Raw genomic sequence first — 12,758 nt, 5'->3', positions numbered from 1 at the left:
GTCGTAGGCCAGCGCCAGGGCGGCGCGCTGCCGCGGCGGCAGGTCGGCCATGGCCGCCTGGAGCTGCTCCTGCCGCTGCCGCTCGGCGAGGCGGGTCTCGGGGTCGGCGGCAGGGTCGGCGGGGTCACCGGCCGCCTCCAGCGGCATCGGCGCCGGCCGCCGCGCGCGGTCGATCGCCGCATGGGCGGTGATGCTGTAGAGCCAGGTGCCGGCCCGGGCGCGCGCCGGATCGAAGCGGGCCGCGTTGCGCCAGGCTGACAGCATGGCGTCCTGCACCGCCTCCTCCGCCTCGGCCGGCCGGCCGGTGATGCGCAGCGCCACCTGGTGAAGCCGCCCCAGGTGCCGCAGCGCCAGTTGGTCGAAGGCCGTCCGGTCGCCTTCACCGGCCCAGGCCAGCAGCGCCTCGTCGGACGCCGCGGCGAGATCGCGCGAGAGGCGGGGCTGAAGGGCCGGGCCGGGGAGGACGCGATCGGAGATGGCGGCCTCCCAGCCGGCGAAGGAAAGCATGGCGTTCAGCATGGTATCCGTCGGGGTGCCATGCTGATACGGCAAGGCAAGCCACAACCCACGCGCGGGGCCAAGCATTTTTTCGGGCACCGGGTTTCAACACCGGCGGCCCATTGTTCCCGGCATCCCGCGCCGCTCCGGGCTTCCCGCCGAGTCGCCCCTTGTGATAAAAGGATTTCATGCCGATCCGGCACGATCTTCGCTGGCTCTATCCGATCGACTGGCCACAGCTCAGCCGCATGATCCGCTTCGTCCGGGCGGGTGGGCGGTGCGAGGCCTGCGGCCGGCCGCATGGCGACCGCATCGCCTGCCTGCCGGACGGCCGCTGGTACGATGCGGGGAAGGGGCAGTGGCGCGACGGGCGGGGCCGACGCTGCGCGGCCCCCGATGACAGCGCCCTCAACGCCCTGCGCGTCACCCATGTTGTGCTGGCCGCCGCGCATCTGGACCACGACCCGACCCACAACAGCCCGCGCAACCTGCGCAGCCTTTGCCAGCGCTGTCACATGCGGCACGACCGCCCCTATCACCGCCAACAGCGATGGCTGACCTATCGGCGCCGCTGGGCGCTGGGCGATCTCTTCACCGGACCCTATCCGCGCGCCTGACCGCGCGCCCCTGAATTTTGCGACGAAGCGATACGATTGCGGCGCGATGAGGTCTGGATAAAGGCCGGCAAAGCCCATAGTATCCCGTGGAAACTATCCATCGCCGCGCCAGCCCGACCTTCGCGCAACCTGGCGCCGCGGAGTTCCACAACCGGCGGGGACAGTTCGGTCGTCCAGCCGCCATCCGTCCTGCTTTTCCCGGCCTGCCGAATGCGGGGAAGGCATCCGACCCGCCGGCAGTCCTGCCTGTGCCGATCCGGCCCGGGCGCAGCCTTCATCGTCCGGCGACCCGCCGGACCACCGTCTCTTTCGACTAGACTGGACTCTCTCTGAGATGAATCTCGTCGTCCCGCCTGCCACGGAAGCTCCCTTGCACGATCCTGTCACGAGCACCGGCGGCCTGTCCCTGCACCGGGCCTTCTGCAAGCTCGCCCTGCCGCTGGCGGCCGTGCCGGGCCACTGGCGGCGCGAGGCGGAGGGCCTGGCCCTGGCGCTGGAGACCGCCGAGCCCGAACAGGTGCCGCCGCATGGCTGGTGCCTGCGGTTCCTGCTGATCCATATCTGCGATCAGGCGGTTCGGCAGGCCAGCCCGCTGGTGGAGCTTGGCGCGGATGTCGCGGCCCTGGCCGAGGCCATGCGCGTGCCGGCGACGGCGCCGGTCGCGGAGGAGATCACCCGCCAGCTGGACCTGCTCCTGGCGTGCAAGCTCACCCTGGGCTTCGACGGGCAGGCGCCGCTCAGCGTCTTCGACGCGCGAGGCCGCAGCCGGAAGACAAAGCCGGAGTGGCGGCCGCAACTGCGCCTCAATGCGCGCTTCCACGCTAGCCTGATGGAACAGCAGATCCGCCTCGACAGCCGCATCCTGCATGTCCTGGCGACCGAGCCGCTGGCGATCGACGCGCATGCCTGGACGCGGCAGGCGCTGGCGGATGCGCCGGCCGGGCAGGTGGTGCAGGTGCCCTGGCCCGAGTTGCAGGCGCGCTACGGCACGCCGGGACAGTCGGCGGACGCCTTCCGCGCCGCCTTCGAGGAGGCGTTGCAGATGGTCTTCGCCGCCGACACCTCGATCGTCCTCGGCTCCGACGATGCGGGCATGCGGCTGCGCGCCGCGGCCGAGGATCTGGCGCCCCCGCCCGAACCGCCTCCGCCGCCTCCGCGCGCCGTTGCGCCGCCCCGCCCCGCCGAGCCCGCGGCGCCGCCGCCCGCGCGGCCCGCGGATCGGACTCCCGCGGAGGAGCCCGCGTCTTCCGGCGCCGGTGATATGGTCAGCCTGCGCTCGCACCTGACCGGCCTCTCGGTGGTGGTCTGGCTGCGGCGCGGCCATGGCGCCGAGCAGGTGGTGATCGGCCTGACCCCCGGCACGCGCTACGATCCGGCCCGCCTGACCCTGGTGATCCTGGAGCCTCTCGCCATGCAGGTCACCGGCGGCGTTCCGCAGGCCGAGTTCGAGCGCGTGGCCGCCTGGGCCATGGCCAATCGCGACCTGATCGACCAGTTCTGGGAGGGCGAGATCGACAGCTTCCAGGAGCTGACCGCGCGCGTGAAGAAGGTTCCCGCCGCCAACTGGCGCTGAGCCGTCCCTATTCTCCCGCCCGCCGGCCCGGCGTGCGGGAGAAGCGGGGCGCCGGGGCGGGGCAGGGATGGCCGAGCCTGTCCTGGAACAGGCCGCGCGCGCGGTTGTGCGGGTGGTGCGGCGCCTCGTCCATGTCCAGCACGCCAGTGACGCAGGCATCGCTGCCCTCCAGCAGCGCCACCCATTCGGCGCGGCTGCGGCGGAGGAAGATCCGCGTCATCTCGGCGCGCATCTCCGGCCAGATCGCGCGGTCGCGCTGTCGCTCGACGAAGCGCGCGTCGAGCCCGATGCGCCGCGCCATCTCGGCGAAGAAGGGCGGCTCCAGACAGGCGACGGCGAGATGGCGGCCATCGGCGGTCTCGTAGGTGTCGTAGAAGGGCGCGCCGCCGTCGAGCAGGTTGTCGCCGCGCGCGAGCGACCAGCGCCCGGCGGCCCGCAGGCCGTAGAAGGCGGTGGCCAGGGCGGCGGCGCCGTCGGTCATCGCCGCGTCCACCACCTGCCCCTGCCCGGATCGCTCCCGCTCCAGCAGGGCGGCGAGCAGCCCCATGACCAGGAACATCGCCCCGCCGCCATAATCCGCGACCAGGTTCAGCGGTGGCACCGGCCGCTCGCCGGGCCGGCCGATGGCGGCGAGCAGGCCGGTGAGCGAGAGATAGTTGAGATCGTGCCCGGCGGCCTGGGCCAGCGGTCCATCCTGGCCCCAGCCGGTCATGCGGCCATAGACGAGGCGCGGATTGCGGGCGAGGCAGGGTTCCGGGCCGAGGCCGAGGCGCTCCATGACGCCGGGCCGGAAGCCCTCGATCAGCGCATCCGCGCCGCCGATGAGATCGAGCGCCGCCGCCACGCCCGTGGGGCTCTTCAGGTCGAGCGCCACCTCCCGCCGGCCCCGGCCGACCATGTCCGCCGCCGGGCCCATCGGCATCAGCCGGCCGGGCGGGGCCGGGCGGTCGATCCGCGTCACCTCGGCGCCCAGATCGGCCAGCAGCATGGCGGCCAGCGGCCCGGGCCCGATGCCGGCCATCTCGACCACGCACAGCCCGGCCAGCGGGCCAGCGGCTTCCTTCCGCGTCATGCCTCAGCCCTGGATCAGGTTCAGGCGGAGCAGCAGGTCGCGTTCCCGCGCCACGCTCCGGCGCAGGAAGGCGGCATAGTCGTCCGGCCCCCTGTAGTCCGCCACCATGTCGCCGCGTTCGAGGGCGGCGACATGGGCGGGGTCCTGCATGGCGTCGCGAAAGGCCAGATGCAGCCGCTCCACCACCGCCGGCTCCAGGCCCGCCGGGCCGCAGAGCCCATAGGGCGAGGTGATGACCAGCCCCTCGTAGCCCAGCTCCTGCAGGGTCGGCGCCTCCGGCCAGCGGCGCGAGCGCTGGGCCGTCCAGATGTTCAGCCAGCGCGCGCGGCCATCATCCACGAGCTGGCCCAGCACGGCGCTGTTGGCCACCGCATCGACATGACCGCCCAGCAGGGCCGAGATGGTCTCGGCCTCGCCCCGGAAGGGGACATGGTTGAACTGGACGTTCTCGCGCAGGCCGAGCTCCAGCATGCCGAGATGCAGCGAGCCGATGGCGCCGCTGTTGGCGACGCTGACCTGACCCGGCCGGCGCCGCGCATCGGCGACGAAGTCCTGCCAGGTCTTCCAGGGGCTGTCGGCCCGCACGGCGAGGCCGAAGAAGTATCCGGTGAGATGGATGACCGGCGTGAAGTCGCGCAGCACGTCGTAGGACATGGGCTGCAGGAAGGGCAGCCGCATGGCGGGGGTGATCATCTGGGTCAGGGTGTAGCCATCGGGCTTCGCCTTGGCGACCGCCGCCGCGCCCAGCGTGCCGCCGCCGCCCGGCCGGTTCTCGACCAGCACCGTCTGGCCCAGCCGGCGCGTGGCGGCCTCGGCCAGGGCGCGCATCTGCTGGTCCGTGCTGCCGCCCGGCGTGAAGGGAACGATGATCGAGACGGGGCGGCGCGGGAAGCCCGCCTCGGCGCGGCCGATGCGCGGCATGGCCAGCGCCGCCAGGCCGCCGGCGAGGCCGCCGCCCAGCAGGCGGCGCCGGCCTGGTCCTGACCGGAAGTCCCGGCACGGTTGATCCGCCATGGGCACGTCTCCTCCCCCTCCGGCACGTTGGCCTGCTGTACCGACGCGTTGCCCGCACCGACTGAGGGGTAGCCTAGGGACGGGGATTTGTCTTGCCAAGCGGAACATCGGCATCACACTGCGGAAAACAGGATGGCATGGCGTGAGGCCGGGCCCATGCTAGACAAGGCCGCCTGATCCCTTGGCCAGCGCAGAGCCAATGCAGAGAGAGGTGGAGCACGCGATGTCGAGCAAGTCCCAGGCAGGTTCGGCCGCCTCCCGTTCCGCGGTCCGCCTGGTCTATGACGAGGAGGATGTCGGCTCCGACTATGCCAGCGACCGGCGCTTCGTCTGGGCCCTGGCGCGGGGGCTCGAGGTGCTGCGCGCCTTCGCCCCCGGACGGGGCCCGCTCGGCGTGGGCGAGATCGCCGCGCTGACCGGCCTGCCCAAGCCCACCGTCTCCCGCCTGACCTACACCCTGGCCGAACTGGGCTATCTGCGCGTGCTGCACAAGCAGGGGCGCTACGAGCCGGCGCCGGCGCTGCTGGCGCTCGGCTATCCGGTGCTGGCCAATCTGCGCGTGCGGCAGGCGGCGCACGACCATATGCGCCAGCTGGCGCAGGAGACGGGCACGGCGGTCGGCTTGGCCAGCCGCGACCGGCTGTCGATGATCTATGTCGAGAACACGCCCTCCAGCGCCCTCGCCACGCTGCGGCTCGGCATCGGCAGCCGTGTCGAGATGGCGCGCAGCGCGCTGGGACGGGCCTTTCTCGCCGCCCTCGGCGAGACCGAGCGCGATTTCCTGCTGGACCGGATGGCCAGACGCTACGGCGAGGCGTGGGTGGAGCTGCGGCCGCGCGTGCTGGACGGCATCGCCGAGGTGAAGGCCCGCGGCTTCTGCATCGTCGATGGCGAGTGGCAGCCGGATGTCCGCTCCGCCGGGGCGCCGCTGGTCTCGCTGGACGGGACCACCGTCATGGCGATGAACATCGGCGCCCCCGGCTACCTGCTGGATCGCCGGCGGCTGGAGGAGGAGCTCGGCCCGCGCATCGCCCATCTGTCGCGCATGGTGGCGCCGCTGCTGAGCTTCTGACCCATCACGCGACGGGGTCGAGACAGCGGCGCACGAAGCCGAGGCTGTCACCGGTCTCGCGCAGGGCCGCCCGGCCCAGACGCTCGCTCCAGAACGCCTCGCCGCCGAAGGCCGCCCGCCCCCGCTGCAGGCGCAGGGTGAAGAGGTGCAGGTCGTGCTCCTCGGTGATGCCCATGGCGCCGTGCACGGCATGGGCGATCGCCATGGCCCGGGCCGCCGCCTGGCCGAGGCGGATCTTGGCCGCCGCGGTCCGCAGGGGGTCCGGCCAGGGACCGGTTGCCGCCAGCTGGGCGGCGATCAGGCCGGCGGCGGATTCCTCGGCCAGGACCGAGAGCTGCTGCTGGATGGCCTGGAAGGCCCCGATCGCCCGGCCGAACTGGCGGCGCTCACCCGCATAGCGCAGCGTGTCCTCGAGCACCCGGCGCAGCGCCCCGGCCATCTCCACCGCTTCGAGGAAGGCACCCGCCACCCGCCAGTCGGCGCCATCCTCGAGCCGCCGCCCGGCGACGGCGCCGTCCCAGTCCAGCCGGGACAGCCCGCCGCCCAGGGGCGTGACCCGCGCCGCCGCGGCGGGCAGCAGCAGCGCGCCCCCTTCCGTGCCGCACAGCAGGACCTGCGCCGCCAGGTGCGGGGCGGGAAGCAGCGCCGCCGGTGACGGCGCCGCCATGGGCTGGGCTAGGGTGATGGCGCCCTCGGGCGGCGTCAGCCCCTGGCGGGCGAAGGCGGCGCGGGCCAGGATGGTCGCCCCGACCGGCAGCGGCATGGCATGGCCCCCGCAGGCCAGCAGCAAGGGCAGGATGCCGGCCAGATCCAGCCCCGCGCCGCCCTCGGCCTCCGGCAGCAGGGCATCGAGGAAGCCGGAATCGACGATCCGCTGCCAGGGTTCCGACGGCGCCGCGGCGGGGTCGAGCAGCGCGCGCAGCAGGGCGGGGGGGCAGGCGTGGTCGAGCAGGTCGGCGGCGGCGTCGGTGAGCAGGCTGTCCATGATCCTCGTCCTTTCTCGGCGCGGGCCTCAGCGCAGGCCCAGGCCGCGCGCCACCATGCCGCGCAGGATCTCGCGCGTGCCGCCGCGCAACGAGAAGGACGGCGCCATGCCGGCGACATAGGCCAGGGCGCGGAGCAGCTCGTCGGGCGGGGCGGCGGCCGGATCGGCGGCGATGGCCTCGGTCAGCAGGGTCGGGATGGATTGCTCGAAGCCGGTGCCGAGATCCTTCACCAGCGCCGCCTCCGTCACCGGGCTCGCCCCCGCCGCAAGCCGCGCCGTGACGGCGATCGACATGGCGCGCAGCACGGCGAGCTCCGCCATCAGCCGGCCCAGCAGCGCCGCGTGGCGGCTCTCGCCGGTCTCGCGCAGCCAGGCGATCCAGCGGTCCAGCAGCACGATGGAGGAGAGGATGCGCTCCGGCCCGCTGCGCTCGAAGGCCAGCTCGGCATTGACCTGTGCCCATCCCTCGCCCTCGGTGCCGATCAGCGCCTCGGGGCCGAGGGCGACGTCGTCGAACACCACCTCGCTGAAATGCGCGTCGCCGGCCAGGTCACGGATCGGGCTGATGCGGACGCCCGGCAGGGAGAGATCGACGATGAACTGCGACAGGCCCTTGTGCCGGTCGGCCGGCGTGCCGGCGGTGCGCACCAGGGCGATCATGAAGTGCGCGTGGTGGGCATAGGTCGTCCAGACCTTGCTGCCGTTCAGGCGCCAGCCCTCTCCCTCCCGCTCGGCGCGGCTGCGCACGCTGGCGAGGTCGGAGCCGGTGTCGGGCTCGCTCATGCCGATGCAGAAGAAGGATTCCGCCCGGCAGATGCGCGGCAGGTGGAAGTCCTTCTGCGCCGCGCTGCCGTAGCGCAGGATCAGCGGGCCGCTCTGGCGGTCGGCGATCCAGTGCGCGGCGACGGGGGCGCCGGCGGCCAGCATCTCCTCGACCAGGACGAAACGCGCGAAGGCGCCGCGCTCGGCCCCGCCGTAATGGCGCGGCAGGGTCAGCCCGACCCAGCCCTGGCGAGCGAGGGCGCGGCTGAACCCGGCGTCGAAGCCCATCCAGGAGCGGGCACGGCGATCCGCCGGCTGGGGCGGGAGATGAGTGGCCAGGAAGTCGCGCACCTCCCGGCGGAAGGCCTCGGCCTCCGGCGGCAGGGTGGCGAGGTCGGGGAAGTTCAGCATCGGTTCAATCCAGCTTCACGCCGCTCTCGGCGATGACCTGCCCCCAGCGCGCGGATTCCTCGCGGATCCAGGCGCCGTAGGCCTCGGGCGTGCCGCCGAGGATCTCGGCGCCCTGGATGGCCAGGCGCTCGCGCACCGTGGCATCGGCGAGGGCGAGGTTGGCGGCCTCGTTCAGCCGCGCGACCACCGGGGCAGGCGTGCGCGCCGGCACCAGCAGGCCCTGCCAGGCGCCCGATTCCAGGCCGGGCATGCCGGCCTCGGCCAGCGTCGGCACCTCGGGCAACAGCGGCACGCGGCGCGGGCTGGTCACCGCCAGGGCGCGCAGCCTGCCATCGCGGATCAGCGGCAGGGCGGAGTTCAGCGTGTCGGTGACGAACTGCACCTGGCCGCCCGCCGCGTCGGTCAGGGCTGGGGCGCTGCCGCGATAGGGCACATGCGTCGCCTGCAGGCCGGCGGCGCGCAGGATGCGGAAGTTCGCCAGATGCGTGACATTGCCGTTGCCCGAGGAGCCATAGGCGAAGCGCCCCGGACTGGCGCGCAGCAGGGCGACAAAGCCGGCCAGATCCTCCGCCGGCAGGGCCGGATTGACCGCCAGCACCAGGGGCACCGAGGCGGTCAGCACCACCGGCGCGAAGTCCGACAGGGCGAAGCCGGGCTTGTCGTAAAGCGCCGTGCTGAGCACGATGGAGGAGGTGTTGTAGAGCACCGAGTGGCCGTCCGGCTCGGCCCGCGCCACCTGCTCGGCGCCGATATTGCCGTTGGCCCCCGGACGGTTCTCCACCACCAGCGGCTGGCCGAGCGTGCGCGTCATGTGCTCGCCGAGCACGCGGGCGACGAGATCGGTCGGCCCGCCGGGCGGAAAGGCGATGGTCACGCGGATCGGCCGCTGGGGCCAGGGGGCGTGCCCGGAGGATTGCGCCCGGGTGGGGCGAGCGGCCGGCGGCCCCACCAGGGCGAGGGCCACGGGGGCCAGGAGGGACCGGCGCCGCATCATGCTCATCGCCCCGCCGGCTCGGGCCGGCCGGCCAGCAGGCGCTTGACCGTGTAGGTCATCACCGCCTGGTCGCGTTGGTTCAGCACGGTGATGGCCGAGCCCAGCACGGCGCGGTTGCCCTTGGAGGTCGGGCGCAGCTCCGTCACCTCGACCACCGCGTGGATGGTGTCGCCGACGATGACGGGCGCCAGGGCGCGTTGCTGCACCTCCAGCATGGCGAGGCCGGTGCCCTGCACCATGGTCTGGAATAGCATGCCCTCGACCAGCGAATAGGTCAGCGCCCCCGGCACCGGCCGGCCGGCCATGGCGCCATCGAAGTGCGCGTCGATGAAGATCGCCTCCAGCATTCCGGTGACGCCGATGAAGGAGACCAGGTCGGCCTCGGTGACGGTGCGGCGGAAGGTGCGGAAGCGCTGCCCGACGGAGAGATCCTGCCAGTAGAATCCCTGGCCGAGGACCGGCAGGCTGGAATCGGCGGCATGCGGCTCGGGGCTCGGCGGGGCGGGGCTCGGCATGGGGCGGTTTCCTTCTCCGGTCCTGGATGCGCGGCGGGGTGACGCCCTCGGGATGGCGCCCCGGCACGCGATGTTTCCTTCCCTGCCGAGCAGGCTGGCCCAGCCCGCCGCGCAGGTCCAATATCCTTTTCGTCCGGGGCGATACGAATTGGATATCGGATGGAATTGCGGCAGCTGCGCCAGTTCGTCACCCTGGCCGAGACCCTGAACTTCCACCGCGCCGCCGAGCGGCTGAACATGTCGCAGCCGCCCCTGTCCGTCTCCATCCGCCGCCTGGAGGAGGAGCTGGGCGCCGCCCTGTTCACCCGCGGTGCCGGCGGCGTGCGGCTGACCGGAGCCGGCCTGGCGGCGCTGGAGGAGGCGCGGCTGGCGCTGCGCCATGCCGAGCAGGTCGCCCTGGTGGCGCAGGGCGTTCAGGCGGGGGAGCGCGGCCTGCTGCGGATCGGCTTCATCGGCTCGGCCACGCCGCGCCTGCTGCCCCGCCTCGTGCCGCCCTTCCGCGGTCTCCTGCCGGCGGTCGAACTCACCCTGCGCGAATCCACCACGGCCGCCATCCTGGACGGCGTGGCGGCAGGGGAGATGGACCTTGGCCTGCTGCGCTACCCGCTGCTGCGCCCGGTGCCGGAGCTCGCGGTGGAGCTGCTGGAGCCCGACGCGCTGGTCGCGGCGCTGCCGCCGGGCCACGCCCTGGGAGCGGCGCGGGGCCCCCTGCCGCTCGCCGCCCTGCGCGACGAGCCCTTCGTCACCTTCGACGCCGTGGCGGTGCCGGGCCTCTCCGCCGTGGTCGCCCTGGCCTGCCAGCAGGCCGGCTTCCAGCCCCGGCTGCGGCAGGAGGCGGTGCAGGCGCAGACGGTGATCAGCCTGGTCGAGAGCGGGCTGGGCGTGGCGCTGGTCCCCGGCGTCAGCGCGCGCACCCATGCCGGGCGCGCGCGCTTCCGGCCGCTGGCGGAGGCGGCGGCGCCGGTCATCGGCATCGCCATGGCGGTTCGCCGCTCGGGGATGCCGCCGCTGGCGCAGCGCTTCCAGGTGCTGGCGCGGCAGACGATGCGGCAGCACCGGCAGGTGGGCAGTAAGTCAACCAGCGGACCATTATTCCGCTAGGCAAGACATCTTCCCGTGCCTAGTCTCCCCGGAACATTCAGGGAGGCCCGAGATGGACATGCCAGCAGGGGCCGCCGCGGGCGGCCGCACGGTGCTGAGCGCCGAGCACGAGCTGTTCCGCGACCAGGTGCGCCGTTTCTTCGAGAAGGAGATCGTACCCCACCACCGGCAATGGGAGCGCGACGGCCAGGTGCCGCGCGAGGTCTGGCGCCAGGCCGGCGCCCAGGGCCTGCTCTGCCCAGGCATGCCGGAGGAGTTCGGCGGGGCGGGCGCCGATTTCGGCTACTCCGCCGTGCTGATCGAGGAGATCGCCCGCACCAATGCCAGCGGCGTCGGCTTCCCGCTGCATTCCGATATCGTCGCGCCCTATCTGCTGGCCTACGCGACCGAGGCGCGCAGGCGCGACTGGCTGCCGCGCATGGCGCGCGGCGAGCTGATCGGCGCCATCGCCATGACCGAGCCGGGCATGGGCAGCGACCTCAAGGCCGTGCGCACCACGGCGCGGCGCGAGGGCGAGCATTACGTCATCAGCGGCCAGAAGACCTTCATCACCAACGGGCAGAATGCCGGCCTCGTCATCGTCGTCGCCAAGACCGATCCCGCCGCGGGCCGCAAGGGCATCAGCCTGATCTGCGTCGAGGAGGGCACGCCGGGCTTCTCCAAGGGCCGCAATCTCGAGAAGATCGGCCTGCACGCGCAGGACACCTCGGAGCTGTTCTTCGACGAGGTGCGCGTGCCGGTGGAGAACCGGCTCGGCGAGGAAGGGCAGGGCTTCCGCTACCTGATCCACAACCTGCCGCAGGAGCGGCTGATCATCGCCATCCGCTCCGCCGCCTCGATCGAGGCGATGCTGGCCGAGACGGTGGATTACGCGAAGCAGCGCGAGGCCTTCGGCGGCACCGTCTTCGATTTCCAGAACACCCGCTTCCGCCTGGCCGACGCCAAGGCCCAGGCCACCATGCTGCGCGTCTTCGTCGATCACTGCCTCGGGCTGCACCTCCAGGGCGCGCTCTCGGTCGAGCTGGCGGCGAACGCCAAGCTGGTCGCCTCCGAGATGCAGAACCGCCTGCTCGACGAGTTCCTGCAGGTGCACGGCGGCTACGGCTTCACCAGCGACTATGCTATCGGCCGCGCCTGGGCCGATGCGCGCGTGGCGCGGATCTACGGCGGCAGTTCCGAGATCATGAAGGAAATCATCGCGCGCACGCTGTGAAGCGCGCGGCAAAGGGCAGCAGAGGGAAGGGGAGACGACATGGCCGCACAGGGTAAGCTCGACGGCAAGGTGGCGCTGGTGACCGGCTCGGGCCGGGGCATCGGCCGGGAGATCGCGCTCAAGCTCGCCTCCGAGGGCGCGCGGCTGGTGATCAACGACCTCGATGCCGGGCCGGCGGAGGAGACGCTGGCCGCGATCCGCGCGCTGGGCGGCGAGGCGGTGGCCTGCAACGGCAGCGTGACGGAGGCCGATTTCGGCGAACGCTTCGTCCGCGCCGCGCTGGACAGCTTCGGCGGCATCGACATCATCGTCAACAATGCCGGCTACACCTGGGACAACGTCATCCAGAAGATGACGGACGAGCAGTGGTACGCCATCATCGACGTGCACATGACGGCGCCCTTCCGCATCCTGCGCGCGGCCTCCGGCTTCATCCGCGAGGCGGCGAAGGCGGAGGCGGCCGAGGGGCGCGAGGTGTTCCGCAAGGTGGTGAACATCTCCTCCACCTCCGGCGTCTTCGGCAATGCGGGGCAGGCCAACTACTCCGCCGCCAAGGCCGGCATCGCCGGCATGACGCGGGCCATGGCCAAGGAATGGGGGCGCTACAAGGTCAACGTCAACGCTGTCGCCTTCGGGCTGATCATGACGCGGCTGACCGAGGCGGTGGCCAATTCCGGCGCGACGATCGACATCGAGGGGCGCGAGATCAAGGTGGGCGTGCGGCCCGAGGCGCTGAAGACCGCCGAGGCCACCATCCCGCTCGGCCGCGGCGGGCGGCCGGAGGAGGCGGCGGGCTCGGTCTATCTCTTCTGCATCCCGGAATCGAACTACGTCACGGGGCAGACCCTGGTCGTGGCGGGCGGGCGGCCGTGACCGCGCCGCAGATGGGCTGAAGCCCCACCGGCGGCGGGCGGCGCGTCAGTGCACCTGG

Annotated in this window: 13 protein-coding genes; 6 read left to right on the top strand and 7 right to left on the bottom strand. The window is 72.8% G+C overall.

All coding sequences use genetic code 11. From position 1 onward, the window contains the following. On the bottom strand, nt 1-519 hold a 519-nt coding region (locus ACVMLK_RS16610; RefSeq protein WP_457487024.1), incomplete at its 3' end, for a sigma-70 family RNA polymerase sigma factor. Nucleotides 520-686: 167 nt separating this feature from the next. On the opposite strand from ACVMLK_RS16610, the gene ACVMLK_RS16605 reads away from it, so the two are divergent. Further along, a complete protein-coding gene (locus ACVMLK_RS16605) occupies nt 687-1,115 on the top strand; it encodes a hypothetical protein (protein WP_198366682.1) in 429 nt (142 codons plus the stop codon). A 370-nt stretch (nt 1,116-1,485) separates the two neighbouring features. Then, complete coding sequence (locus tag ACVMLK_RS16600) at nt 1,486-2,688, top strand: hypothetical protein (protein WP_457487023.1); 1,203 nt, start codon at nt 1,486-1,488, stop codon at nt 2,686-2,688. Between the two features lie 7 nt (nt 2,689-2,695). Here the strand turns inward: ACVMLK_RS16600 and ACVMLK_RS16595 are convergent, their stop codons facing one another. Next, nucleotides 2,696-3,760 (bottom strand): CaiB/BaiF CoA transferase family protein, encoded by a 1,065-nt coding sequence (locus tag ACVMLK_RS16595; RefSeq protein WP_457487022.1) that lies wholly within the window; start codon nt 3,758-3,760, stop codon nt 2,696-2,698. 3 nt (nt 3,761-3,763) lie between these two features. Further along, nucleotides 3,764-4,774 carry a tripartite tricarboxylate transporter substrate binding protein gene (locus ACVMLK_RS16590; protein WP_457487021.1) on the bottom strand — a complete coding sequence of 337 codons (1,011 nt, stop codon included), beginning with the start codon at nt 4,772-4,774 and terminating at the stop codon, nt 3,764-3,766. Nucleotides 4,775-4,997: 223 nt separating this feature from the next. Between ACVMLK_RS16590 and ACVMLK_RS16585 the strand changes: the two genes are divergently transcribed. Beyond that, complete coding sequence (locus ACVMLK_RS16585) at nt 4,998-5,846, top strand: IclR family transcriptional regulator (protein WP_198366678.1); 849 nt, start codon at nt 4,998-5,000, stop codon at nt 5,844-5,846. A 4-nt stretch (nt 5,847-5,850) separates the two neighbouring features. Here the strand turns inward: ACVMLK_RS16585 and ACVMLK_RS16580 are convergent, their stop codons facing one another. From ACVMLK_RS16580 to ACVMLK_RS16565, 4 genes are read right to left on the bottom strand one after another with little or no spacing between them, the layout of a single operon-like run. Further along, a complete protein-coding gene (locus tag ACVMLK_RS16580; protein ID WP_457487020.1) occupies nt 5,851-6,831 on the bottom strand; it encodes an acyl-CoA dehydrogenase family protein in 981 nt (326 codons plus the stop codon). 27 nt (nt 6,832-6,858) lie between these two features. Next, complete coding sequence (locus ACVMLK_RS16575; protein ID WP_457487019.1) at nt 6,859-8,004, bottom strand: acyl-CoA dehydrogenase family protein; 1,146 nt, start codon at nt 8,002-8,004, stop codon at nt 6,859-6,861. Nucleotides 8,005-8,008: 4 nt separating this feature from the next. Beyond that, on the bottom strand, nt 8,009-9,004 hold the full coding sequence (locus tag ACVMLK_RS16570) for a Bug family tripartite tricarboxylate transporter substrate binding protein (RefSeq protein ID WP_457487018.1): 996 nt from the start codon (nt 9,002-9,004) through the stop codon (nt 8,009-8,011). Then, on the bottom strand, nt 9,001-9,513 hold the full coding sequence (locus ACVMLK_RS16565) for a MaoC family dehydratase (protein WP_422925285.1): 513 nt from the start codon (nt 9,511-9,513) through the stop codon (nt 9,001-9,003). Before ACVMLK_RS16565 ends, ACVMLK_RS16570 begins: the two co-directional genes overlap by 4 nt. Nucleotides 9,514-9,672: 159 nt before the next feature. Between ACVMLK_RS16565 and ACVMLK_RS16560 the strand changes: the two genes are divergently transcribed. From ACVMLK_RS16560 to ACVMLK_RS16550, 3 genes are read left to right on the top strand one after another with little or no spacing between them, the layout of a single operon-like run. After that, the gene (locus ACVMLK_RS16560; protein ID WP_198366673.1) at nt 9,673-10,614 is read left to right on the top strand and encodes a LysR family transcriptional regulator; all 942 of its coding nucleotides are present in this window, start codon (nt 9,673-9,675) and stop codon (nt 10,612-10,614) included. Between the two features lie 52 nt (nt 10,615-10,666). Further along, nucleotides 10,667-11,827, top strand: a complete 1,161-nt coding sequence (locus ACVMLK_RS16555) for an acyl-CoA dehydrogenase family protein (protein ID WP_457487017.1) — start codon at nt 10,667-10,669, stop codon at nt 11,825-11,827. Between the two features lie 39 nt (nt 11,828-11,866). After that, nucleotides 11,867-12,700, top strand: coding sequence for an SDR family NAD(P)-dependent oxidoreductase (locus ACVMLK_RS16550; RefSeq protein ID WP_198366672.1), 834 nt, complete (start codon nt 11,867-11,869; stop codon nt 12,698-12,700). The last annotated feature ends 58 nt before the right edge of the window (nt 12,701-12,758 follow it).

The organism is Teichococcus aerofrigidensis (assembly GCF_054073225.1).
This window is presented reverse-complemented; position numbering and strand designations above follow the sequence as displayed.

Coding starts and splice junctions, on each gene's coding strand:
- ACVMLK_RS16570 (WP_457487018.1), bottom strand. CDS start 9,004: ATGAGCATGATGCGGCGCCGGTCCCTCCTGGCCCCCGTGGCCCTCGCC.
- ACVMLK_RS16560 (WP_198366673.1), top strand. CDS start 9,673: ATGGAATTGCGGCAGCTGCGCCAGTTCGTCACCCTGGCCGAGACCCTG.
- ACVMLK_RS16595 (WP_457487022.1), bottom strand. CDS start 3,760: ATGACGCGGAAGGAAGCCGCTGGCCCGCTGGCCGGGCTGTGCGTGGTC.
- ACVMLK_RS16555 (WP_457487017.1), top strand. CDS start 10,667: ATGGACATGCCAGCAGGGGCCGCCGCGGGCGGCCGCACGGTGCTGAGC.
- ACVMLK_RS16590 (WP_457487021.1), bottom strand. CDS start 4,774: ATGGCGGATCAACCGTGCCGGGACTTCCGGTCAGGACCAGGCCGGCGC.
- ACVMLK_RS16585 (WP_198366678.1), top strand. CDS start 4,998: ATGTCGAGCAAGTCCCAGGCAGGTTCGGCCGCCTCCCGTTCCGCGGTC.
- ACVMLK_RS16565 (WP_422925285.1), bottom strand. CDS start 9,513: ATGCCGAGCCCCGCCCCGCCGAGCCCCGAGCCGCATGCCGCCGATTCC.
- ACVMLK_RS16605 (WP_198366682.1), top strand. CDS start 687: ATGCCGATCCGGCACGATCTTCGCTGGCTCTATCCGATCGACTGGCCA.
- ACVMLK_RS16575 (WP_457487019.1), bottom strand. CDS start 8,004: ATGCTGAACTTCCCCGACCTCGCCACCCTGCCGCCGGAGGCCGAGGCC.
- ACVMLK_RS16550 (WP_198366672.1), top strand. CDS start 11,867: ATGGCCGCACAGGGTAAGCTCGACGGCAAGGTGGCGCTGGTGACCGGC.
- ACVMLK_RS16580 (WP_457487020.1), bottom strand. CDS start 6,831: ATGGACAGCCTGCTCACCGACGCCGCCGCCGACCTGCTCGACCACGCC.